23 protein-coding genes and 1 pseudogene are annotated in these 24,257 nt (G+C 41.7%); 21 read left to right on the forward strand and 3 right to left on the reverse strand.

The window, feature by feature from the left end:
- The first annotated feature begins 70 nt into the window (after nucleotides 1-70).
- From QFZ72_RS10035 to QFZ72_RS10075, 9 genes are all read left to right on the forward strand, one after another.
- Nucleotides 71-1,963: a methylmalonyl-CoA mutase family protein gene (locus QFZ72_RS10035; protein ID WP_307432571.1), complete on the forward strand. Its 1,893-nt coding sequence runs from the start codon at nucleotides 71-73 to the stop codon at nucleotides 1,961-1,963.
- A gap of 1 nt (nucleotide 1,964) precedes the next feature.
- Nucleotides 1,965-4,127 (forward strand): methylmalonyl-CoA mutase, encoded by a 2,163-nt coding sequence (gene scpA / locus QFZ72_RS10040; RefSeq protein WP_307432574.1) that lies wholly within the window; start codon nucleotides 1,965-1,967, stop codon nucleotides 4,125-4,127.
- Nucleotides 4,124-5,143, forward strand: coding sequence for a methylmalonyl Co-A mutase-associated GTPase MeaB (gene meaB / locus QFZ72_RS10045; protein ID WP_307432577.1), 1,020 nt, complete (start codon nucleotides 4,124-4,126; stop codon nucleotides 5,141-5,143). The genes scpA and meaB overlap by 4 nt, the downstream gene beginning before the upstream one ends.
- 105 nt (nucleotides 5,144-5,248) lie before the next feature.
- Complete coding sequence (locus tag QFZ72_RS10050; protein WP_307432579.1) at nucleotides 5,249-5,686, forward strand: BrxA/BrxB family bacilliredoxin; 438 nt, start codon at nucleotides 5,249-5,251, stop codon at nucleotides 5,684-5,686.
- Nucleotides 5,687-5,928: 242 nt separating this feature from the next.
- Complete coding sequence (locus QFZ72_RS10055) at nucleotides 5,929-6,705, forward strand: transporter substrate-binding domain-containing protein (RefSeq protein ID WP_307432582.1); 777 nt, start codon at nucleotides 5,929-5,931, stop codon at nucleotides 6,703-6,705.
- 237 nt (nucleotides 6,706-6,942) lie between these two features.
- Nucleotides 6,943-7,602 carry an amino acid ABC transporter permease gene (locus tag QFZ72_RS10060; RefSeq protein ID WP_307432585.1) on the forward strand — a complete coding sequence of 220 codons (660 nt, stop codon included), beginning with the start codon at nucleotides 6,943-6,945 and terminating at the stop codon, nucleotides 7,600-7,602.
- Entirely contained in the window at nucleotides 7,595-8,317 is a 723-nt protein-coding gene (locus QFZ72_RS10065) for an amino acid ABC transporter ATP-binding protein (RefSeq protein WP_307432588.1), read from the forward strand. Before QFZ72_RS10060 ends, QFZ72_RS10065 begins: the two co-directional genes overlap by 8 nt.
- A gap of 215 nt (nucleotides 8,318-8,532) precedes the next feature.
- Nucleotides 8,533-9,516, forward strand: coding sequence for an aromatic acid exporter family protein (locus QFZ72_RS10070; RefSeq protein ID WP_307432591.1), 984 nt, complete (start codon nucleotides 8,533-8,535; stop codon nucleotides 9,514-9,516).
- A 20-nt stretch (nucleotides 9,517-9,536) separates the two neighbouring features.
- Complete coding sequence (locus tag QFZ72_RS10075; RefSeq protein ID WP_307432594.1) at nucleotides 9,537-10,052, forward strand: L,D-transpeptidase; 516 nt, start codon at nucleotides 9,537-9,539, stop codon at nucleotides 10,050-10,052.
- Between the two features lie 152 nt (nucleotides 10,053-10,204).
- Here QFZ72_RS10075 and prli42 read toward each other — a convergent pair whose 3' ends face one another.
- Complete coding sequence (gene prli42 / locus QFZ72_RS10080; protein WP_307432596.1) at nucleotides 10,205-10,297, reverse strand: stressosome-associated protein Prli42; 93 nt, start codon at nucleotides 10,295-10,297, stop codon at nucleotides 10,205-10,207.
- A gap of 179 nt (nucleotides 10,298-10,476) precedes the next feature.
- Between prli42 and mce the strand changes: the two genes are divergently transcribed.
- The 8 genes from mce (at nucleotide 10,477) to QFZ72_RS10120 (ending at nucleotide 19,028) form a co-directional block, all read left to right on the forward strand.
- A complete protein-coding gene (gene mce, locus QFZ72_RS10085; protein ID WP_307432599.1) occupies nucleotides 10,477-10,893 on the forward strand; it encodes a methylmalonyl-CoA epimerase in 417 nt (138 codons plus the stop codon).
- Nucleotides 10,890-12,443, forward strand: coding sequence for an acyl-CoA carboxylase subunit beta (locus QFZ72_RS10090; RefSeq protein ID WP_373464465.1), 1,554 nt, complete (start codon nucleotides 10,890-10,892; stop codon nucleotides 12,441-12,443). Before mce ends, QFZ72_RS10090 begins: the two co-directional genes overlap by 4 nt.
- 22 nt (nucleotides 12,444-12,465) lie before the next feature.
- Complete coding sequence (locus QFZ72_RS10095) at nucleotides 12,466-13,590, forward strand: M20/M25/M40 family metallo-hydrolase (RefSeq protein ID WP_307432602.1); 1,125 nt, start codon at nucleotides 12,466-12,468, stop codon at nucleotides 13,588-13,590.
- A 68-nt stretch (nucleotides 13,591-13,658) separates the two neighbouring features.
- Nucleotides 13,659-14,186 carry a peptide-methionine (S)-S-oxide reductase MsrA gene (gene msrA / locus QFZ72_RS10100; RefSeq protein WP_307432605.1) on the forward strand — a complete coding sequence of 176 codons (528 nt, stop codon included), beginning with the start codon at nucleotides 13,659-13,661 and terminating at the stop codon, nucleotides 14,184-14,186.
- A gap of 288 nt (nucleotides 14,187-14,474) precedes the next feature.
- Nucleotides 14,475-15,716, forward strand: a complete 1,242-nt coding sequence (locus QFZ72_RS10105) for a DNA polymerase IV (protein WP_307432608.1) — start codon at nucleotides 14,475-14,477, stop codon at nucleotides 15,714-15,716.
- 117 nt (nucleotides 15,717-15,833) lie between these two features.
- Nucleotides 15,834-17,246 (forward strand): NADP-dependent phosphogluconate dehydrogenase, encoded by a 1,413-nt coding sequence (gene gndA, locus QFZ72_RS10110; RefSeq protein ID WP_252201447.1) that lies wholly within the window; start codon nucleotides 15,834-15,836, stop codon nucleotides 17,244-17,246.
- Nucleotides 17,247-17,351: 105 nt separating this feature from the next.
- Nucleotides 17,352-17,537: a YqaE/Pmp3 family membrane protein gene (locus QFZ72_RS10115; RefSeq protein ID WP_307432610.1), complete on the forward strand. Its 186-nt coding sequence runs from the start codon at nucleotides 17,352-17,354 to the stop codon at nucleotides 17,535-17,537.
- A gap of 117 nt (nucleotides 17,538-17,654) precedes the next feature.
- Nucleotides 17,655-19,028: an MFS transporter gene (locus QFZ72_RS10120; RefSeq protein WP_307432612.1), complete on the forward strand. Its 1,374-nt coding sequence runs from the start codon at nucleotides 17,655-17,657 to the stop codon at nucleotides 19,026-19,028.
- A gap of 67 nt (nucleotides 19,029-19,095) precedes the next feature.
- Here the strand turns inward: QFZ72_RS10120 and zwf are convergent, their stop codons facing one another.
- Both zwf and QFZ72_RS10130 read right to left on the reverse strand, forming a co-directional pair.
- Nucleotides 19,096-20,586: a glucose-6-phosphate dehydrogenase gene (zwf, locus tag QFZ72_RS10125; protein WP_307432616.1), complete on the reverse strand. Its 1,491-nt coding sequence runs from the start codon at nucleotides 20,584-20,586 to the stop codon at nucleotides 19,096-19,098.
- A 502-nt stretch (nucleotides 20,587-21,088) separates the two neighbouring features.
- Nucleotides 21,089-21,548, reverse strand: a pseudogene (locus QFZ72_RS10130) (NUDIX hydrolase).
- A 125-nt stretch (nucleotides 21,549-21,673) separates the two neighbouring features.
- Here QFZ72_RS10130 and rnz point away from each other — a divergent pair.
- The 4 genes from rnz (at nucleotide 21,674) to QFZ72_RS10150 (ending at nucleotide 24,087) form a co-directional block, all read left to right on the forward strand.
- Complete coding sequence (rnz, locus tag QFZ72_RS10135; RefSeq protein ID WP_307432618.1) at nucleotides 21,674-22,603, forward strand: ribonuclease Z; 930 nt, start codon at nucleotides 21,674-21,676, stop codon at nucleotides 22,601-22,603.
- Nucleotides 22,596-23,141: a histidine phosphatase family protein gene (locus QFZ72_RS10140; RefSeq protein WP_307432621.1), complete on the forward strand. Its 546-nt coding sequence runs from the start codon at nucleotides 22,596-22,598 to the stop codon at nucleotides 23,139-23,141. The genes rnz and QFZ72_RS10140 overlap by 8 nt, the downstream gene beginning before the upstream one ends.
- 79 nt (nucleotides 23,142-23,220) lie before the next feature.
- Nucleotides 23,221-23,370, forward strand: a complete 150-nt coding sequence (gene rpmG / locus QFZ72_RS10145; RefSeq protein WP_070876717.1) for a 50S ribosomal protein L33 — start codon at nucleotides 23,221-23,223, stop codon at nucleotides 23,368-23,370.
- A 162-nt stretch (nucleotides 23,371-23,532) separates the two neighbouring features.
- The gene (locus QFZ72_RS10150; protein ID WP_307432626.1) at nucleotides 23,533-24,087 is read left to right on the forward strand and encodes a hypothetical protein; all 555 of its coding nucleotides are present in this window, start codon (nucleotides 23,533-23,535) and stop codon (nucleotides 24,085-24,087) included.
- The last annotated feature ends 170 nt before the right edge of the window (nucleotides 24,088-24,257 follow it).

The following is a 24,257-nucleotide window of genomic DNA, read 5'->3' on the forward strand; positions in this document are numbered from 1 at the left end:
ACTATTTTCAAAAATGTAAACGCATTCTTTTGCGTCAAGGGGGTGGGCTTCCTAACCGGGAAGCAGGAGTATGAAGCAAAGAATCAATCACGAAATAAATGATTTTGAAAAAGCATCCGAACAAATGTGGGTGGAAGAGGCTGAGAAAGCTTTAAAGGGGAAAAGCATTCAAAGTCTTTCAAAAAAAACATATGAAGGTATTTCTTTAATTCCATTATATACTCAGCACAATACACACTCCAGCGGGGAAAAACTGGGTATGACTGCCCAGCAGAAAAATGAGTGGTCTGTCAGCCAAAAGCTTCAGCGTTCAAATACGCCTGCTCAGTTAAAAGAAGAAATCCAGGAAGCTTTGAAGCGGGGACAGGATATCATTCACATAGAAGACATTGGCTATTTGGAAACCTATCAGGACATTTGCACAGCATTTGATGGACTTGATTTTGAACAAAAAGAATTCCATCTTTCACTGCAGGGCAATATCGGATTTTTTCCATTATTTATTACTTATTTGAAAAACAAGAAATGTAGAGGAACATTCGCTTTTGATCCATATGGAGAATGGATTGGCGGAACGGATCTGCTTTCACCGGCAAAGAAGATTGAAATGCTGGCCGAGATGATCACTATACTGGATGAGGAGAATTTGTCTAATGTAAGAGCTGTTTTATTCGGTGGTGAAATATTCCATAATGCGGGGGGATCTGCAAGAGAAGAGCTGGCATATACGTTTTCCAATGCAATAGAGCTTATTAATGCATTAAAAGAACGAGGCTTTTCCATCGATAAACTTGCTGAGAGGGTCGGCTTTTCTTTCTCTGCCGGATCTCATTTTTTTATGGAGATTGCCAAGTTCAGAGCGGCTAAAAAAATATGGGCAACCATTTTGGCAGCATTCGGGACAAGTCCCGAGCGTCATCCAATCGTTTTACATGCTGCAGCATCTTCTTTTAACAAAACAAAGCATGATTTGCACGTGAATATGCTGAGAGCAACTACAGAAGCATTTTCAGCCGCTATCGGCGGAGTGAACAGCATAACAGTTGCACCTTTTGATGAAGTGCTTGGAGAAGTTAGTAAAACAGGAGACCGGATTGCAAGAAATACTCATTTTATTTTGAAAGAAGAAAGTCTGCTGTCTAAAGTCGCTGACCCTGCAGGCGGCTCATGGTACATTGAAGAGCTCACAGCAGAGCTTGCAGATCTTGCCTGGAAGGAAATTCAGTCTATCGAAACCATGGGCGGATTCGTGCAGGCAGCAAGGCAAAATTATATTCAGGACAAATTGCGGGAACTTCTTGCGCAAAGGCTTGAAGATGTCAATAAACGCAAGGTACAGCTAATTGGAACGAACCATTATGCGAATTTGCAGGAGCCCGAAAGAGAAATCCAAAAAGCTGAAGCGTATATCCATATTACAGAAGCTGTTGAAAATGACCGCGGTAAGAGGTTGAAAGATTGGATGATAGCAGCAAAAACGGTTAAAGCAAGTGAAATAAATGCGGGAATATTAAGTGATCAGTCAATGGCTGAAGTGAAACCTCTGTCATCAATGAGGCTCGCTGAACAATTCGAAGGACTAAGGGCTGATTCCATTAAATACAAAAGCAAGTTTGGCCATTATCCGAACGTTCATATTATGGTGCTCGGGAATCTGCTCGACTATAAACCAAGACTTGATTTTGTTACAGGTCTGCTCTCTGCAGGAGGAATAGAAGCTGTGATCTTGAAGCCTGATCAGCCTGAAAGCTTTTCAGGGGACAAGCCTATAATCGTATGCGGGAAAGATGAGGCATACGAATCGTTTGATTTCACACAGGTAACGCAAGGCGCCAATGTTTACGCAGCGGGCCGTCTTAATAAAGATCAACTTGAGCAGTGCGGCATTCATGAAGGCATCTATCAGGGAATGGATGTTTATGCCTTCTTGAAAAAATTGCAGTTTCAACTGGGGGTATCGTAATATGGCTCGAATTAATTTTGCAAATGTAGAATTGATCAGCGATCGTTTTGCTGAAAAAAATCAGGAGAACGGACAAGCTGCAGAACCTTTTAAATCGAATGAAGGGATTCCTTTAAAAGCTGCTTATACTTCAGAAGACCGGAAAAATATGCCTTATTTGGACAGTTATCCGGGTATTGCGCCATTTTTAAGAGGTCCTTATTCAACCATGTATGTAAACAGACCGTGGACGATCAGACAGTATGCCGGTTTTTCAACCGCAGAAGACAGCAATGCTTTCTACCGCCGGAATTTAGCAATGGGACAAAAGGGTTTATCAGTCGCTTTTGATCTCGCGACGCACAGAGGATACGACTCAGATCACCCGCGGGTCGAAGGGGATGTGGGTAAAGCAGGCGTAGCTATTGACTCCATTCTTGATATGAAAATCCTTTTTGATGAAATTCCATTGGATCAAATGTCTGTATCGATGACGATGAATGGAGCTGTCCTGCCCATTATGGCATTTTATATTGTGACAGCTGAGGAACAGGGTGTTTCAATGGAGAAACTTGCAGGCACCATTCAAAATGACATTTTAAAAGAATATATGGTCCGGAATACATACATTTATCCTCCAGATACATCGATGAGGATAATAGGGGATATTTTTGAGTATACGGCGAAGTATATGCCTAAGTTCAACAGCATAAGTATTTCCGGGTACCATATGCAGGAAGCGGGGGCCACAGCGGATATTGAGCTCGCATATACCTTGGCCGACGGGCTTGAATATATCCGGACAGGGTTAAAAGCAGGACTGGATATTGATCAATTTGCTCCGAGACTGTCTTTTTTCTGGGCAATCGGCATGAATTATTTTATGGAAGTTGCAAAAATGAGGGCTGCCAGATTAATGTGGGCAAAAATTGTGAAGGGATTTGATCCTAAAAACCCTAAATCACTGGCCCTCAGAACGCATTCACAAACTTCAGGATGGAGTTTGACGGCACAGGATCCGTTTAACAATGTTGTCAGAACATGCATTGAAGCCCATGCTGCCGTTATGGGCCATACACAGTCACTTCATACAAATGCTCTGGATGAAGCCATCGCTCTTCCAACTGATTTTTCAGCACGTATTGCCAGAAACACTCAGCTTTATTTGCAGCAGGAAACCGGAATATGTGATGTGATCGATCCATGGGGCGGTTCTTATTATGTAGAATCTCTTACAAAACAGCTGATGGATAAGGCCTGGGCGCATATTGAAGAGGTTGAAAACCTTGGCGGAATGGCAAAGGCGATTGAAACAGGACTGCCTAAAATGAAAATCGAAGAAGCAGCAGCCAAGCGCCAGGCTAAAATAGATTCCGGAACGGAAACCATAATTGGCGTCAATAAATTTCAAGTGGAGGAAGAGGACCCAATTGAAATTTTAAATATTGATAACACAGAAGTAAGAAGAAAACAAATCGAAAGACTTCAGACTTTGAAGGATACACGAGATCAGGTCAAGGTAGACCAAACCCTTGAAGCGTTAACAGAAGCTGTTAGAAGCGGAGAAGGCAATCTGCTTGAGCTTGCTGTAGAGGCAGCAAGAGCAAGAGCAACTTTAGGCGAAATTTCCGATTCGGTTGAGAAGGCATCCAAACGGCATCAGGCAGTGATCCGTTCCATCAGCGGTGTGTACAGCTCTGAATTTTCAAATGAAGAAGAAATCGAAGGTGTCAGAAGAATGACGGATGTATTTTCCGAGCTGGAAGGAAGAAGACCCCGCATCTTAATTGCCAAGATGGGCCAGGATGGTCATGACCGCGGTGCAAAGGTTGTGGCAACGGCTTATGCAGATCTTGGTTTTGATGTGGATATTGGTCCTTTATTTCAAACACCGGCGGAGACTGCTGCCCAGGCAGTTGAAAATGATGTTCATATTGTCGGCATGAGTTCTCTTGCTGCCGGCCACAAAACTCTTCTTCCTCAATTAATAAAAGAACTGAAGGCGCTCGGCAGAGAAGATATTGTTGTAATAGTCGGGGGCGTTATTCCTTATCAGGATTATGAATTTTTATTAAACAGCGGGGCATCTGCTATTTTTGGACCCGGTACCGTTATTCCGAATGCAGCGAAGGTGATGCTCGAGAAGATCTACGAAAGACTTGGCTATGAGGATGCAGAAGAATGACAGGAAGTCCTCAAAAGCGCAAAAAAGCGGGAAGCATTGAAAAGAGTGCAGAACAATATATTGAGGGTGTACTGAATGGCGACAGAGTGGCTGTTGCGCAGGCGATTACTCTAGTGGAAAGCAACGCCGAAAAGCATTTTGAAAAAGCGCAGCAAATGATTGAAGAGCTTCAGCAAAAAGAGACCTCTTCCATAAGAATTGGGATAACAGGGGTTCCGGGTGCAGGAAAGAGTACGTTCATTGATTCTTTCGGGACGTATTTGTGCAGTCTCGGACATAAAGTTGCTGTGTTGGCTGTCGACCCGAGCAGCCAGGTTTCAAAAGGAAGTATATTGGGTGATAAAACGAGAATGGAGAGGCTCTCCCGTAATCCTGATGCTTTTATCAGACCTTCTCCATCAAGCGGAACACTTGGAGGGGTAACGAGAAAAACAAGGGAATCCATTATTGTATGCGAGGCAGCAGGGTATGATGTGATTCTCGTTGAAACGGTGGGTGTCGGGCAGGGGGAATTTGCAATAAGGGGCATGGTTGATTTTTTCCTCTTATTAGTATTAACCGGTGCCGGAGATGAGCTGCAGACGATGAAAAAAGGAATTATGGAGCTTCCCGATCTCGTGGTTGTCAACAAAGCAGATGGCGATAACCTTAAAAATGCAAAAAAAGCTGAACATGAGTACAATCATATTCTTCATTTTCTAAAATCCTATACACAAGGATGGGAAACCAAAGCAGTGACCGCTTCTGCACTTCATGAAACAGGAATACGCGAAATATGGGAGACCATATCCGTTTTCGCATATAAAACGAAAGAAAACGGAACATTTGAAGGCAGAAGGAAACTTCAGCAAAAGGAATGGCTCTATGAAATGATTCAGGAACAGCTGAAGCATCACTTTTTTCAGCATACCTATATAAAAGGCAATATGCTGAACTATGAAAAAGACGTGGTGGAAGGAAAGCGGCCGGTTTCAGGCAGTGTGAAAGAGCTGATATCTGCTTTTTTAAGCAGATAAGTGTTTTTTTCTGCCGAAGCTTTGGGGGCAGTTCCGCATTTCAGTGGTCAATTGCCGCAACTCTTGGTAAAATGTATTTATTGTATGCAAAGGAGAGGTTATAACGTGAATATCGATTTTAATATGTTTATGAATGATGTAGTCGCACAGGCAAGAAAAGAAATCACGGCTGCAGGATATACAGAATTGACAACACCTGAAGAGGTGGAAGAAACGTTTAAAAAAGAGGGAACAACCCTTGTGATGGTCAATTCGGTTTGCGGCTGTGCAGGCGGTATTGCTAGACCTGCAGCTGCACACTCTGTTCATTATGATAAAAGACCTGACCATCTTGTGACTGTTTTTGCAGGACAGGATAAAGAAGCAACAGCGTATGCAAGAGAGCATTTTACTGGGTACCCGCCTTCTTCACCATCGTTTGCCCTGCTAAAAGACGGCAAGCTTGTGGCTATGGTTGAGCGCCATGAAATTGAAGGACACGATCCAATGAGTGTTGTAGCAAAGCTTCAAGAAGCTTTTGATCAGCATTGTGAAGAAATTTAAGCTGCCGTTAATACGGCAGTTTTTTTTTTGTTTTTTTATTTCTGAAAAGTTTAACATTCTTTACCAATATAGTAATTTTGCATAAAAATAAATAATTTATCTTTATATTGCATATTTATAAGTATGTGTTAAAATACATTAAGTTGGATATTCATTAGTGAAAAAATACTTGTAAAATATTATTCTATAGAAGATAATATTATTAAATTTAGAATTTTGAGAAAATAACAAGGAGGAAGAAAATGAAGAAAGTATTATTGTTTATGATTTCGATCTTAGTAATTGGAGTTCTCGCTGCATGCGGATCTTCAGAGAATGAATCAGGAGAAGAGAAAAAGGTATTAAAAATGGCAACATCTGCAGATTATCCTCCGTTTGAGTACATTGATACGGCAAAAGGCAGCGACATCATCGGATTTGATGTTGATCTTGCAAAAGCAATCGGAAAAGAGCTTGGCTACGAAATTAAAGTAGAAGACATGGATTTCACTGGTTTAATTCCAGCACTTCAGGCTAAGAAGGCTGATATGGTTTTAGCTGGGATGACGCCAACGGAAGAACGCAAAAAAAGCGTGGATTTCTCAGATGTATATTATACAGCTAAACATATGATTATTTCTAAAAAAGGCAGCGGCATTAAATCTGTTGAAGACTTAGAAGGAAAGACGGTTGGTGTTCAGCTTTCTTCCATCCAAGAGGGCAAAGCGGAAGAAATTGCTAAAGAAGTAAATATCAAAGTTGAAAACCGCAACAGAATTCCTGAACTTATCCAAGAAATGAAATCAGGCCGTTTCGATGCAGCAATTATTGAAGATACTGTAGCAAAAGGCTATTTTGAAAAGGATAAAGAGTTAGAAGGCATAACAATTGAAGACGGGGAAACTGAAGAAGCAGGTTCTGCGATTGCTTTCCCTAAAGACAGCAAATATACTGAAGAATTCAACAAAGTACTTCAGGAAATGAAAGAAAACGGCGAGCTGGAAAAATTAGTAGTGAAATGGTTCGGCGGAGCAAAATAAGCAAAACATAAGAAAAGCGGAAACACCCGTTTAGCTCAGGCATGACAGGTAAGAATCCGGCAGAAAAGTCTGGGTCCTGACTTTTTTGCCGGATTTGTTCTGGCTGAGGCGTTGGGAGATGGAGCTAGGGCAGCATAGCCCAAAACTTTATACTTTCTTATTTCTTTAAATAAACGTTCAACGGAACGAATGTTGAACGTTTTTTATTTCCATATACAGAAAGGAGTGTCATGAAAAATGAATCTGGATTTTCCGGCTATAGCGCCTTCCATACCCTTTATTCTTCAAGGGATACCTGTTACATTGAAAATTGTCGGTCTTTCTGCTTTAATTGGATTTATTCTGGCTGTCATTCTTGCTCTCATGAAGATCAGCAGAATTAAGCCGCTAATGTGGATTGCTGATGCATATACGTCCATTTTTCGCGGCACGCCGCTCATTCTGCAATTATTAATTATTTATTATGGTGCACCGCAAATCCTTGGCTTTGAGATTGATCCATATCCTGCAGCAGTTGCAACATTTGCCCTGAACTCAGGTGCATATATTTCTGAGGTCATCAGAGCAGGCATCATGGCAATCGATAAAGGACAGCGCGAAGCTGCGATGGCTCTTGGTGTTCCTTATTCAAAGATGATGAAGGATATCATTTTCCCTCAGGCTATTAAAAATATTCTTCCTGCTTTAATGAACGAGTTCATTACACTGACAAAGGAATCAGCTATTGTAACCATCATTGGAGTTCAGGATATTATGAGAAGTTCTTATATTGTCGGCGGACAAACATACCGTTATTTTGAACCGATCTTAATTGCGGGTTTAATCTATTATGTCATGGTTATCATATTAACGCTCCTTGGCAAACTCGTTGAAAGGAGAATGGCGCGCAGTGATTAAAGTAGACAAGCTTCATAAGTCATTTGGAAAATTAGAAGTGCTGAAAGGAATCACTACATCTATTGCTGAAAAAGAAGTAGTGGCGATTATTGGGCCATCGGGCTCTGGAAAATCAACCTTTCTCCGCTGTTTAAATCGTTTGGAAGACCCTACAGACGGACATGTTTGGATTAAAGATCAGGATATTACGAATCCCAAAACAGATATAAACAAAGTTCGTCAAAATGTCGGCATGGTCTTTCAGCATTTTCATCTTTTTCCTCACAAAACCGTTCTTGAAAACTTAACATACGCTCCATTAACTGTTAAGGGAACTTCCAAGAAGGAAGCAGAAGCACAGGGGCACGAGCTTTTAAAGAAAGTCGGTCTTGCTGAAAAAGCTCAAGTATATCCAAGCAGGTTATCAGGCGGACAAAAGCAGCGGGTTGCCATTGCCAGGGCCCTTGCGATGAACCCAGAGGTTATGCTGTTTGATGAACCGACCTCTGCTCTTGATCCAGAGATGGTCAAGGAAGTGTTAGAGGTTATGAAAAATCTGGCGTTCTCCGGTATGACAATGGCGATTGTTACCCATGAAATGGGATTTGCAAGAGAAGTAGCAGACAGAGTCCTCTTTCTGGATGAGGGCATTTTAGTTGAAGATGCACCGCCTAAGGAATTTTTTACAAATCCTAAAACGAAACGTGCTCAAATTTTCCTTGAAAAAATGCTATAATCCTAAAGAAAAAGGTGATCATGATGATCATCTTTTTCTTTTTGGCGCTTTCTAATGATTTAGTCCTATTCATTTATAGATATCGAATTCAAAAGAAACGCTATTTCATTAACTGCTCAAAAAAAATCTTCAGCAGCGAACATCTAAATTATTCAAAAAATTATTCTTCTTTTGGTTACACTAACAAACAGAATGATGAAGCAAGGGGCAAGAAAATGTTTAAAATCGGATACCGCACGCTTAAAACAGCATTGGGAGCAGCGATTGCCATCAGTCTGGCACAGCTGTTTCAGCTTGATAATTTTGCATCAGCCGGAATCTTAACGATTCTCTGTATTCAGGTAACAAAGAAAAAATCATTGCAGACATCCTGGGCTAGATTTTTTGCCTGTTTAATTGCCATTCTTTTTTCTTTTGTCTTCTTTGAAGGAATTGGCTATTATCCTTTTGTCATAGGACTTCTTTTATTATTCTTTATCCCTGTGACTGTGATTGTTCATGCAAAAGAAGGGATTGTAACTAGTTCCGTCATTATTTTGCACTTAAACACATCCTCACATATTACGTTCAGCCTTGTTTTGAATGAAATCGCACTTATCTCCACTGGAATAGGGGTGGCCCTGATTATGAACCTTTATATGCCGAGTGTTGATAAAAAGCTGAAGGAATATCAGCTGAAAATTGAAGATAATCTTTCAAAAATCTTTCTGGAGATCGAAGAATATTTACTTTCAAACGATAGTTCATGGGACGGAAAAGAAATAACGGAGACCGCTCTATTAATTAATGAAGCAAAAACTCTGGCATTCAGAGATGTCGAAAACCACTTTATGAGACATGAAAATCTATACTACCACTATTTCAAGATGAGGGAAAAACAATTTGAAATTATTGAACGTGTTCTCCCAATTATTACTTCTATTAATGTGACGGTTGATCAGGCGCAAATTATCGCTGACTTTATTCAGGAAGTGAGAGAAGCGATACATCCTGGAAATACGGCACACAAGTTTTTAGTCAAGCTGCATCATATGAGAAAAAGCTTTGAAGAGATGCCGCTTCCTGAAACACGCGAAGAATTTGAAGCAAGAGCTGCTCTCTTGCACTTTGTGCGGGAAATGGAGCAGTATCTTGTCTTAAAAAGTCAGTTTAAAGGCATAATTGCAGAGCATGAATTTCGCCCTTCCCGTGCAACATAAAGAAAAAAGGGTGATTCATAATGAAGGCATTGCTTCTTTTCATCATGTTCCTTTCTCCGCTTTGGCCGCTTGGTGAAAATCCATCTGTCGGCGATCCTTATATCATTATCAATAAGCAGACAAACGAACTTGCATTTATTGATAATGGTCAGGTAGTGAAAGTATTTGACGTTGCTACAGGCAAGAATGAAGAGCTTACACCCGAAGGCGAATTTACCATCACCGTGAAAGCGGCAGATCCGTATTACCGAAAAAAGAACATTCCGGGCGGTGACCCTAAAAATCCGCTCGGCACCAGGTGGATTGGATTTGATGCGGAAGATTCAGATGGCAGAACGTACGGCATTCACGGAACGAATAATGAAGATTCAATTGGCACCTTTGTTACACAGGGATGTGTGCGCATGTACAATGAGGAAGTAGAAATTCTGTTTGAACATATTCCAATTGGAACAAAAGTATTTATAACAAAAAACGCCAAGCCGTTTGAAGAAATTGCTGCTGAAAAAGGAGCAATGAAAAAAGGTGATTCCTGACCCGAGGGAATCACCTTTTTTATTTTTTAATGTCGGTCATATGCCGATTACGATTTTTCACGATGTCAGGCTCCGGCAGTAAAGGAAAAAGCGCCTTTTCTGCCGGAGCCTTATCTGTCTGTCGGAGCTAAACGGGCAAAGCCGCTTTTCTATTAAAACCACATACTCATTCCAGCAAGTAAAGTCGTGGCAATCATTACGGCAAGCATCAGATAAATAACCACTTTTTGAAATCTTTTAGACATAATTTTCACTCCTATATAGGATTCTATCTATATTTTAACGTGAATAAATGGGTTGGACAAGGGATGAGATATGAACAAAATTGCACATTTTAGTCGAAGCAGCAGGAATTTTGACAGCTAATAAAGAAGTAAGTCATGTTCATAGGAGTTAAGCGTTTTCATCAAGAGGAGGGGAAAAGATGATTAAAAAGGTAGATCACATAGGGGTAGCTGTTCGTTCGATTTCTGAGGTGCTTCCGTTTTATGAGGAAACTCTCGGTTTACAGCTTCAAGGCATTGAACACGTAAAAGAACAAAAGGTGAACGTCGCTTTTTTGAAAATAGGCGATACCAAAATTGAATTACTTGAGCCCACTTCTGAGGACAGTGCTGTAGCCAAATTTATTGAAAAACAGGGAGAAGGCATACATCATTTGGCTTTGGGAGTGGATGATATAAAGAAAAGGATTGAAGAATTGAGGGTAAATGGAGTGAAAATGATTGATGAAACTCCAAGGAACGGTGCAGGCGGCGCTGCCATTGCCTTTTTGCATCCGAAATCTGCAAACGGAGTATTAGTGGAACTATGTGAAAAGAGAGAGGGTACAGTTCTATGAGCATTGATATTTTCGATAAAATAAATGAATTATATGATCGAAGACGTGAAGTGGAAATGGGCGGCGGAGATGAGCGCATTGAAAAACAGCATGAAAAAGGAAAGCTGACAGCAAGAGAGCGCATCGATCTTCTCGTTGATAAAGGAACATTCGTTGAAATGAATCCATTCATAGAGCACCGGTGCAATGACTTTGGTCTGAGCGGGAAAAAAGGGCCGGGTGACGGAGTCGTCACAGGCTACGGCAAAGTGAACGGACGACCTGTCTATTTATTTTCACAGGACTTTACGGTTTTTGGAGGAGCCCTTGGAGAGATGCATGCAAAGAAAATTGCTGCGGTTATGGACCTGGCAGCAAAAAGCGGAACGCCGTTCATTGGCCTTAACGACTCCGGAGGTGCTAGAATTCAGGAAGGTGTGGTATCATTAGATGGATATGGGCAGATTTTTTACCGCAATACCATCTACTCGGGCGTAATACCGCAAATTTCGGTTATCCTTGGTCCGTGTGCAGGCGGTGCCGTATATTCTCCTGCAATTACAGACTTTGTCTTTATGGTCGAGAAAACAAGTCAAATGTTTATAACAGGTCCTAAAGTGATTGAAACGGTAACAGGCGAAAAAATCAGTTCCGAAGATTTAGGCGGAGCTAAAGTACATAATACGATCAGCGGAAATGCCCATTTTTCAGGCGAAACAGAAGAAGAGGTGCTTTCTCAAGTCCGGAAATTAATCACCTATTTGCCGCAGAATAATCAGGAGAAAGCGCCGATTTTGCCATTCGATGATGATGCGGATTATCGTCCGAACCTGACAGACTGCATCCCATTTGATGCCCTCAGGCCTTATGATGTTCGAGTGGTTATTCAAGAAGTGGCTGATGCCGATTCTTTTTATGAAGTGCAAAAGGACTTTGCAAAAAATATAGTTGTCGGTTTTGCGAGAATAAAAGGTGAGGTCGTTGGACTCGTCTGCAATCAGCCAAAATACATGGCCGGCGGACTTGATATTGATTCTTCGGATAAAGCTTCCCGCTTCATCCGGTTTTGTGATTCGTTCCAGATTCCGATTATTACGTTTGAAGATGTTACTGGGTTTTTCCCTGGTATTAAGCAAGAGCACGGGGGAATCATCAGACACGGGGCAAAGATTTTGTATGCCTATTCAGAAGCAACCGTTCCTAAATTGACGGTTATTTTGCGAAAAGCCTACGGCGGAGCATACGTTGCACTGAACAGCAAATCGATTGGAGCGGATCTTGTTTTTGCATGGCCGAATGCCGAGATTGCCGTGATGGGTCCTCAGGGTGCTGCGAATATCATTTTCGCTAAAGAAATTGAAAACAGCGATAATCCTGAAGAGACAAGAGCAAATAAAATCGAAGAATACAGAGAGAAGTTCGCAAATCCTTATGTTGCTGCGAGTCAGGGTATGGTTGATGATGTCATTGATCCGCGGGATACAAGAATTAAATTGATTCAGGCACTTGAAATGCTCCGGACAAAGCAAGAGCAAAGACCTGCCAAAAAGCATGGGAACATTCCGCTTTAATACACTTTATGGAGGAATACATATGGTTAATCAAGAACGCTTAGTTAATGAATTTCTGGAGCTTGTGCAAATTGATTCAGAAACGAAATTCGAAACAGAAATTGCAAAAGTATTAAAAGAAAAGTTTTCATCACTTGGTGTTCATGTTGTTGAAGATGATACAACGGGTGTTACCGGACATGGTGCAGGAAATTTAATTTGTACTCTGGAAGCTGTAAAAGACGGAGTAGATCCGATTTATTTTACTTCACATATGGACACTGTTGTTCCTGGAAAAGGCATTAAGCCCTCTATTAAAGATGATTATATTGTGACAGACGGTACGACGATTTTAGGTGCTGATGATAAAACAGGTTTATCCGCGATGCTTGAAGCCGTTCGTGTGTTGAAGGAAAATAACATCTCTCATGGAAAAATCGAATTTATTATTACTGCCGGTGAAGAATCAGGTCTTGTAGGCGCGAAAGCCATTGATGGATCTCAAATCACGGCAAAATTCGGATATGCATTAGACAGTGATGGAAAAGTCGGGACAATTATTGTTGCAGCTCCAACACAAGCTAAAGTAAAAGCAGCCATCTTTGGCAAGACGGCTCATGCTGGTGTCGCCCCTGAAAAAGGCGTATCTGCGATCACCATTGCTGCAAAAGCAATTGCTAAAATGCCCTTAGGCAGAATTGATCATGAAACAACAGCTAACATTGGCCGTTTTGAAGGAGGCACGCAAACAAACATCGTTTGCGATCAAGTGAATATTTTAGCTGAAGCAAGATCTTTGGTTCCTGAGAAAATGGAAGCTCAAGTGGCGAAAATGAAAGAAGCTTTTGAAAGTGCTGCTGCTGAAATGGGCGGACGCGCTGAAGTGGATATTGAAGTGATGTATCCCGGCTTTAAATTTGGCGAGGGAGATCATGTTGTTGAAGTCGCTAAAAAAGCGGCTGCAGCAATCGGCCGAACAAGCGAGCTTCAAACAAGCGGCGGTGGCAGCGATGCCAATGTTATTGCCGGGTTTGACATTCCAACTGTGAATTTGGCAGTCGGGTATGAAGATATTCATACAACCAATGAAAAGATGCCGATAGAAGAGCTTGTGAAAACAGCAGAGCTTGTTGTCGCGATCATTGAGGAAGTAGCTAAAGGCGAATAATCCAAAAAGAATGGCAGGCGCAGCGATCGCTCCTGCTGTTTCTTATTTCAGAAATAGAGGTGTTCAGCATGAAAAAGAAAGAAAAAGCAACTTTTGCCGGAGGATGCTTCTGGTGTATGGTGAAGCCGTTTGACGAGCAGCCAGGCATCATTGAGGTTGTTTCTGGCTATACAGGAGGAACATTAGAAAATCCTTCTTATGAACAAATTAAAACAGGTGAAACAGGCCACCTGGAAGCTGTGGAAATTACATTTGAACCTGAAGTATTTTCATATGAAAGACTGCTCGAGTTATATTGGCCGCAAATTGATCCGACAGATGATGGCGGACAGTTCTTTGACCGGGGCAGCCAGTACCGCACAGCCATTTTTTATCATACAGAACAGCAGAAGCTAAAAGCAGAGCAGTCAAAAACTGCGATTGAAGAGAGCGGCCGCTTTAAGAAACCGATTGTAACGGAAATCCTTCCGGCAGCTCCTTTTTACCATGCAGAAGAATACCATCAAAAGTTTTATGCTAAAAATCCGGAGAAATATAAGCAAGAAAGAGAAGAATCCGGAAGAGAAGAATTTATAAAGAAAAATTGGAATCAGTAAAAAAAAGCCCGCTGCCTTATAACAAGACAGCGGGCTTTTTTAAGGTTTAATAACGTACTTGCGCTTATCTTAATGTGCCGATAATAGTTTGTCAAAGTGTGCAGCAGGGTACTTTCCTTATTAAGAAGAACGGTTCTGATTCTTGCCATTACAATAGGGTCCGTTCGGAGTTAAAGTACAGCAGAAAAAAATGAACAGCCGCACCGCCGCCATTCATCTGATGGCGGCTTTTTTAGATTATATGATAAAATGAAAAGAGAACGATTGTTTGGAAAGAAGATGAATAAGATGAAAGAGCTAAGTGGACCTAGAGTAATTTTACATGTGGACATGAACAGCTTTTATGCATCTGTTGAAATGGCATTTGACCCCGAACTTAGAGGAAAGCCGCTTGCAATTGCAGGAAACGTAGAAGAACGAAAAGGAATTGTGGTTACTTGCAGTTATGAAGCGAGGGCTAAGGGAGTGAAAACGACCATGCCGCTTTGGCAGGCGAAACGGCATTGTCCTGAACTGATTGTCCGAAAACCAAACTTTGACCGTTACAGAAAAGCCTCTAAAGCCATGTTCGGCCTTTTAAGGGAGTTTACACATCTGGTAGAGCCCGTTTCAATTGATGAAGGATATATGGATTTAACGGAGTTTTTAAAGGAGGGCAATCCTCTTCAAATCGCTAAGACCATTCAGGACAGGCTGATGGAAGAGCTTTTGCTGCCGGCAAGCATTGGCGTAGCACCTAATAAATTTCTCGCCAAAATGGCATCCAACATGAAAAAACCCCTCGGCATCACTGTACTCAGAAAGCGGGAGCTGGGTAAGACTCTTTGGCCGCTTCCTGTTAGCGAAATGCATGGGGTTGGAGAAAAAACGGCCGAGAAATTAAAAACAATTGGTATTCAAACGATAAAAGACCTTGCAGGTGCTGATGCGATTGGATTAAAGCAGCTTCTCGGAATCAACGGCGAGCGCCTGAAAAAAAGAGCAAATGGAATAGATGATAGAGAGGTAAACCCTGACTCCATCTATGATTTTAAAAGCATCGGAAACTCAACTACTTTATCAAAAGATACGACAGAGGCCAGAATTCTGTATGAAACTCTGAACCGTCTGTCACATTCGGTAAGCAGCAGAATGAAACGAAAGGATGTTCTCGGCACGAAAATCTTTACGACGATTCGTTATTCTGACCGAAGCACATATACTCGTAGTAAGAAACTGAATAACCCCATTGTTGAGACAGAGGATATTCTTACACATGCTAAAGCGCTGTTTGATAAGCATTGGACGGGTGAACCAATCCGGCTCCTTGGAGTAACATGCCAGGATCTTGTTCCGAAAGAGGATGCTTATAAGCAGCTGGATCTTTTTTCTTTTCAGGAGGACGCAAAAAAAGAACCGCTTTACAAAACCATTGAAGATATTAATAGAAAATACGGCAGCAGCATGGTCAAACGCGGGATGAAAGTGGACAAATCAGAAGATGATAAAACAAGCGGCACAAGTTTTAATAAAGATTTTTTAAGGGAATGATTAATGCGCTTTACTTGATAAAAGCAAGGCTCCTGTGTTATTTTTACATGAAGAATCCATGTGACTGTATGCATGAACTCTGTATATAAAAAATTGATTGAGAAGGGAAGTATCATAATGTCAAAACAGCAAATTGGCGTCATCGGTTTGGCCGTCATGGGCAAAAACCTCGCTCTTAATATAGAAAGCCGCGGATATTCCGTATCGGTTTATAATCGTTCTTCTGATAAAACAGAAGAGATGCTGAAAGAAAACAGCGGTAAAAATCTGGTTGGTACATACAGCATTGAAGAATTTGTTCAATCACTTGAAACTCCCCGCAAAATTTTGCTGATGGTCAAAGCGGGCTTTGCAACAGATGCTACAATAGAACAATTGCTTCCCCATTTAGATAAAGGGGATATTTTAATTGACGGCGGAAACACGCTGTATACAGACACACAGCGCCGCAACAAGGAGCTTGCCGAGAGCGGCATACACTTCATCGGCACTGGCGTATCCGGCGGTGAAGAAGGGGCACTTAAAGGGCCATCAATTATGCCTGGCGGCCAAAAAGAAGCCTTCGATCTAGTAAAGCCTATTTTCGAAGCGATTTCTGCAAAAGTTGATGGTGATCCATGTACTACATACATCGGTCCTGATGGTGCTGGCCATTATGTGAAAATGGTTCATAACGGCATTGAATACGGCGACATGCAGCTGATTTCAGAAGCTTATTTTATTTTGAAAAATGTTCTAGGTCTATCTGCAGAGGAATTGCATGAAGTATTTGCGGACTGGAATCAAGGCGAGCTTGACAGCTATTTAATTGAAATCACAGCTGACATCTTCACTAAAACGGATGAAGAAACCGGAAAGCCGCTTGTTGACGTCATTTTAGATACTGCAGGCCAAAAAGGCACTGGAAAATGGACAAGCAAAAGCGCCCTTGATTTAGGTGTTCCGCTGCCGATTATTACAGAATCAGTTTTTGCACGATTCATTTCTGCCATGAAGGATGAGCGCGTGAAAGCAAGCAAAATCTTATCAGGACCTGCTGTTTCTCCTTTTGAAGGCGACAAGGCAGAACTGATTGAAGTTGTGCGCAAAGCTCTTTATATGAGTAAAATCTGTTCTTATGCACAAGGTTTCGCTCAAATGAGAGCAGCTTCTGATGAATACAAGTGGGATCTTCAGTACGGCGATATCGCCATGATTTTCAGAGGCGGCTGTATCATTCGCGCTGCATTCCTGCAAAAAATCAAAGATGCATATGACCGTGATGCAAACCTTGCAAACCTGCTGCTTGATCCATACTTTAAAGAAATAGCAGAAAGCTACCAGGGAGCACTTCGCAAAGTCTTAACGGTTGCGATTGAACAGGGAGTTCCGGTGCCAAGCTTCTCAGCTGCGTTATCATACTATGACAGCTACCGGACAGAAACGCTTCCTGCCAACCTTATTCAGGCACAGCGCGACTACTTTGGAGCTCATACGTATCAGCGTACGGATAAAGAAGGGATCTTCCATACGGAATGGATGTCAAAATAAGAAAAACAAAACACGGTGCCACCCGAGCGCCGTGTTTTCTTTATGTTTTCTCCTTGATGTTTCTGGGTAAAAAAGAAACAGAATGATTAAACGGGGTGAAAACGAATGCTTTATTTACTGGCCATATTGCTGCCGCCTGCAGCCGTGCTTTTTGTTGGCAAACCATTTCAGGCGCTGCTGAATTTGATTTTAACATTGATTTTCTATATTCCGGGAGCCATTCATGCGGTACTGGTTGTAAAAGATGCGAAGGCAGATAAACGAGCGAAAAAGTATGGCAGTCATTATTAATAGATAGGCCGGGCATGTAAGCGTATGTCCGGTTTTTTCATGAATTCAAATTAGTTGACGATTTTGGATGGAGCGCGTATATTTCATTAGGTACACGAAATAAAAAGGCGGGATCACATGTCAGCTATCACAACAGAAATACCTATTGAAAAAAATGAACATGGATTAGCCCACGAAACAAAGATTGTTTTGTTATGGAGCTTAACAGTCTGGCTTGTCGTAATGAACACGACAATGTTCAATGTAGCGCTGCCAAGTGTGTTAAATGACCTGAGCTTATCATCTGGAACAGCATCATGGATTGTATCCGGCTATTCGATTGCCTTTGCTATTTCCACTTTGACTTACAGCCGCTTATCTGATTTTATTCCGATATCAAAACTGCTTTCTATTGGGTTAATCCTGCTTGGAATCTCGTCCATCATCGGATTTTTCTCTAACGATTTTTATATGCTTTTAACTGCCCGTGTCCTGCAGGCTGCAGGTGCCGGGGCTGTTCCTGGTCTTGCAATGGTTCTTGCAGGGAAATACATTCCTATATCAAGAAGGGGAAAAGCTATGTCGCTTATTTCATCAGCTGCCTCTCTTGGTTTTGGTCTAGGTCCTGTTATAGGAGGAGCCATTACACAATATTTCGGCTGGCATTATCTTTTTTTAATTACGGGATTTGTCATCCTGCTTTTGCCGCTCTTTCAAAAACTCTTGCCGAAAGAAGATGCAAAGCAAGTCCACTTTGATTCTTTCGGAGGCTTGCTGACTGGACTTGGCGTTACTGGATTGCTGTTATTTTTATCAACGATGTCCATACCATTGCTTGCCGGCACAATCATTCTATTATTTATTCTCTGGAGACATGTGCATAAAGTCGACATACCGTTTGTCCAGCCGTCTCTTTTGCGTAATCGGCCATACTTGAAATTAGCCGGAGTCGGATTTTCTGCTTTTATTGTTCATTTCTCAACTCTGTTTTTAATGCCGATTATCCTGACAGTCATTTTTGAGAAAGATCCGGCTGCCATCGGAATGATTATCTTCCCGGGAGCTATTTTGTCTGCAGTCGCAGCTCAGTTTATTGGCCGTTTGATCGATAAGTTCGGAAATCTTCCGCTCATCTTATTTGGTCATGCAGCACTATTGATTTCAACCGTTATATTGGTCTTTTTCTCAGGCTTCTCACCTTATGCCATTTTAATTGCCTATATGTTTATGAGCACTGGTTTTTCAAGCTTAACATCAAGCATTGCAAATGAGGCAACCCGCATCCTGCCAAAAAAAGAAATTGGAGCGGGTATGGGGATGACACAGCTTGTGCAATTCTTTGGGGGAGCTTTCGGAGTTGCTCTCTCCGGGCTGTTTATTGAATGGCAGCAGGGACTTGCACCTAAGCTGATTTATACTAATATTTTTGCAGGGCTATCGGGACTAATTATATGCTCACTGACCGTTTTTCTTATGTATTATCTTAAAAGTAAAAAGGATTTCAACCAGTAGCCCCTCTGTGAGGAGGCTTTTTTTATTCAAAAATAAAACGCCTGGAATTTCCAGGCGTTTAAACTTTTTATTCTACAATATCTGTAATCGGCCACCAGTGAAAGCCGTCTTTTTCTAGCATTTCATCTGCTGCTTTCGGGCCCATTGACCCGGCAGCGTAGTTAGGGAAGTCTGCTTTTGCTGATTCCCATGCTTTAGAGATGGTATCAACATAGCTCCATGATAATGAAACTTCATCCCAGTGCGTGAAGTTTGTAGCATCTCCGCGCAGGCCATCGTAGATTAATTTTTCATAGGCTTCAGGCGTATTGAACTGATCGACACAATTGCTGCAATAGTCGAGTTTGATCGGTTTCACATATGATCCGCCGCCTGATTCTTTTGCATTCAAATGAAGGGTAATGCCTTCATCAGGCTGAATATGAATGACGAGCAGGTTTGGATGCTTGCTGTCGACATCTTTTGAATATAGGTTCATCGGCAAATCTTTAAATTGAACAACAATCTTTGTGGATTTTGCCGCCATTCGTTTTCCTGTACGGATGTAGAATGGAACACCTGCCCATCTGAAGTTATCAATCATGACTTTGCCTGCTACGTATGTTTCTGTATTGGATTCGGTATCCACATTGCTTTCCTCGCGGTAGCCAGGAACCGTTTTTCCTTCAGATTCGCCCTTGCCGTACTGTCCGCGAACGAAGTAATCAGCAACATCTTTTTCCGTCATCGGGCGAAGGGCTCGCATGACCTTCACTTTTTCAGATCGGATTTCATCTGTTTCAAGCTTAATCGGCGGCTCCATCGCTAGCAGGGCAACCATCTGCATAAGGTGATTCTGGACCATATCCCGAAGTGCGCCGGAGTTTTCATAGTAACGTCCGCGGTCTTCTACACCTAGCACTTCGCTTGAAGTAACCTGGATATTTGAGATATAGCGGTTGTTCCAGACAGACTCAAACAATGCGTTTGAGAAACGGATCACTTCTATATTTTGGACCATTTGCTTTCCTAAGTAATGATCAATCCGGTAGATTTGATCTTCAGAAAAAGCTTCGCGGATTTCATCATTTAATTGCTGTGCTGAAGGCAAATCATGTCCAAACGGTTTTTCGATCACAAGGCGGCTCCAGCCCTCTGTTGCAGTTAATCCCTCTTTTTTAAGATTGCGTGCAATCGTTCCGAAGAATTCAGGTGCCATGGCCATGTAGAACATCCGGTTTCCCGGGATTTGATACTTGCTGTCCATATCTGACAGGATACCTTTTAACTCTAAGTATGAAGATGGATTTGTCACATCGAACGGATGATAATAAAAGTGTGATGAGAATTCTTCAAGCTCTGTTGATTGCTTAATCGATGATTGAATCGATTCACTGACATTCGAACGGAATTCTTCTTTCGTCCAGGGTCTTCTTCCTACACCGACAACTGCGAAATCAGCATCGATTTTCTTGCTGCGGTACAGGCGGTAGAGAGAGGGGAAAAGCTTGCGTTTTGCAAGGTCTCCTGTTGCTCCGAATATTACTATAACTGCTTTTGGTTTTTGTTCCGTATTCATGTATTGTACCTCACTTTATATCAGCCGGATTTATTAAAAAAGTATGTAACCTGTTTAAGTACTTAATTTTAATGCTAAAAATGAAGTAAATCAAACATTTAAGTTTATTTTCATACATAAGTAGTATGAACCAATTGATTAAAATCCATAAATCGGAAAAAAAGATAAAAGATGAAATAATACTCGGTCGCAGGAAAGATCCTTGTTGATGTTGAATGGAAGGGACCAAAGTCCGTTTCCTGTCTCTGGAAAACGGCATGAATCTTCCCTTTATTGAAAAAGGATCACGCCCTGACGAGGATAAGAAAGCTGCGTCACGGTTGCTTATGGCAATCACTACAGCCTTTAGGTCGGCGATAAGTGGAAAGCCGGAGGGGACATTTATACCGTAACAGCGCATGTGCACTTGCCGGATTACATTTACGGCGTACAAAATGAGAACGATCTGTTTATGATTCCAAGATCTTTGGTGCAAAGATACCGCTCCCGGTGTCTTTTCGCATTAATTCAGGCGTTCTATTCTTTTAAAAGGATCGGTTGTCCAAGTTTCGCAGGGAACGGCTGATTTAGAGACCATGGCATCAAGTACACGGGGAACTAAGTGATCCCGGCTAATATAGTGTTTGATCGTTTCTTTCTCCAGTTTAAAAAAAGCTGCTTCCATGATTTCATCCGGCTGTTTTTCAAGTTTCCCGCTCTGCAGCTCAGCATGAAACACGATGTTTAAAATGCTGCCCGTCGGGATGAAATAAACTCCGCTTATGCCTATATGCTGAATAATAAACCCTGTTTCCTCAAGAATCTCGCGGCAGAGGGCCTGCTCGAGCGGCTTGCCTTCTTCAACCTGGCCTCCTGGAAGCTCCCATGTGTCTTTTCGGTGGAATGTTTTCACCAGCAGCACTTCATTGTTTTTATTTGTAATGAAAGCAGATCACAGCCACGATGTGTTTTGGAGTTTTCATAGAATCCCCTTTCTTCAAGCTATTGATATATTCTTCTAAACCATTTAAATCCCTTTTCATTCTTCATATTTTCCGGGAAGTCATGTATTCTAATAGATAAGAAAATCGGACGAGGTGAAGCAATTTTGGATCTGCTGTTTTTAGGAACGGGTGCGGGAATGCCCGCAAAAGCAAGAAATGTCAGCTCAATCGCGCTGCGTCTTTTAGAGGAACGCAAATCCGTCTGGCTGTTTGACTGCGGGGAGGCAACGCAGCATCAAATTTTATATACTACAATAAAACCGAGGAAAATTGAAAAAATCTTTATAACACATATGCATGGTGATCATATATTCGGATTGCCGGGTTTTTTGGGGAGCCGTTCGTTTCAGGGAGGGGAAGAGCCTCTGACGATTTATGGTCCTGCCGGAATTAAAGAATATGTTCAGTCTTCTCTTCAGCTTAGTTTTACACATTTAAAATATCCGCTTGAAATCGTTGAAATTGACGAAGGTCTTGTTTTTGAAGATGAGCAATTTACTGTTGCGGCGAAGAAACTGGAACACGGCGTTCCTTCATACGGTTACCGGATTACTGAAAAGGATGCTCCGGGCATGCTCCTTGTGGACAAATTAAAAGAGGAAGGAGTAGGGCCGGGTCCTGTTTATAAAAAATTAAAAGATGGCGAAACCGTTTATTTAGAAGACGGCAGAGTGTTATCTGGCGCTGACTTTCTTGGAGCACCTAAAAAAGGAAGAGTTGTGGCAATATTAGGAGATACGAGAACATGTCCGCAAATTCTGGATCTTGCACGAAACGCAGACATGCTTGTCCATGAGGCGACGTTCGGTGAGGAAGATGAACTGCTTGCATACCAGTATTTTCATTCCTCAACAACCCAGGCTGCAGCAGCTGCTTTAGAAGCAAATGCAAAAAAACTGGTTCTGACTCACATTAGTGCCCGCTATCAGGATGATGATAAGGACACACTCTTAAGTGAAGCAGCCTCAATATTTACTAACACATCGGTTGCGGAGGATTTTTCATGTTTTGAAGTGGAGAGAGCAAATGACTAAAATCATATATGCTGTTCGGCATTGTCAGGCGAAGGGTCAGGCATTTGATGCTGAGCTTACAAATGAAGGACTTGCCCAGGCTTTAGATCTTGCTGAGTTTTTTAAAGGACTTGAAGTTGACAAAATCATCTCAAGTCCCTTTCTCCGTGCCATTCAAACGGCAGCTCCGCTTGCCGAAAAGAAAAAGCTTGAACTGCACCTTGATAAGCGTTTATCCGAAAGAGTGATGAGCGGAAAGAGCATGGATGATTGGAAAGACAGGCTTAAGGATACATTTGACGATCTGTCTCTTGCATTTGAAGGAGGCGAGTCTAACCAATCGGGCTTGGAGCAGGTTTGTTCTCTTCTGGCCGAGATTACTGCTGCAAAAGAAAAACATACAATACTTGTCAGTCATGGAAATTTAACAACCTTGCTGCTGAGATCTTTTGATCATTCATTCGGATATGATCATTTGATGAGCATGTCGAATCCCGATGTGTTTAAAATTATTCTCAAGCACGATGGGAAAGCGGACATTCAGAGAATATGGAGTTGACAAAGGAGAAAGGACCAGATAAAATAATATTATCAAATCGTAACTATTACGTTTTATGATTTATAGGAGGAAATATGACATGAGAGTGAACGTAACCCTGCAATGCACCGAGACTGGTGATCGCAATTACATAACAAAAAAGAACAAACGAAACAATCCAGACCGTCTGGAATTGAAAAAATATTCACCCAGACTTAAAAAAGTAACCCTGCACCGCGAAACAAAATAATGATTGAGGAGGAACGGCATCAGATTTTGATGAAGTTCCTTTTTTCTTGCCTGAAAATGGCGAAATAGTGCAGATTATTTCCCTGTACGGATAACAGGAATACAGCTTAAAGGCCTAGAATATAAAAAATAACAGGAGACACTTGAAGAATGGGGGGATTTAGTGAATAAATACAAAGTATTCTTAGGTTTATTCATTTGTTTTGGTCTGGCCTTTGTCATCTGGTCAATGACAGAAATATCACAATCCTTCGATGAGCCTCTTGAAGCGCTGCAGCATACGAAACATGATATGGAAGTAGTCATTCCAGCCTATAAAATAAATGATGAAGCCCTCTTCTTTTTTATTGACCAAAAGAATCATCTGGGAATGGCTTTTTTAAAAGAAGGAATTTATGGATGGAAAGCTGGGTCCATCTCAACGAATCCGCTCGAAGACCGTCCAGCTGAAAGTGAACTTTTAAATTATCATTTCTACGGAAACTCAATGATCTATGGTCTTCTCTCAGATGAGAAAGGATCTCTGGAAGTGAAAATAAACGGGGCCGAAGCACGCACTCTCCAAGTAGGCGGCATGCTGGAGAAAGAAATCGCCCAAAAATACAATCTGCAAAACACGGTCCTCTGGTATTATCAGCAAGATGAGCTGGTGCCCGGAGGAGGAGAGGTTGAGCTCCTTCAGGATAAAGTGAAGCTTGTAGACGAAAAGGGTTTTTAGCGATAGTTGAGAGGGGCTGATGTAGCTCCTTTTTTATTGAATTTACATTTTCTATATTGATTGTACAATTGCATTCTAAGGCGATGACCAGGAGCAGTCCCATAAATTTAAAGTCAACACGAACGACTTGGTGCTTGCTCTGAAATGAAAGAAACAGGGAGAAAAGAGGT

The sequence above is a fragment of the Bacillus sp. V2I10 genome, from assembly GCF_030817055.1.
Classification (GTDB): Bacteria; Bacillota; Bacilli; order Bacillales; family Bacillaceae; genus Bacillus_P.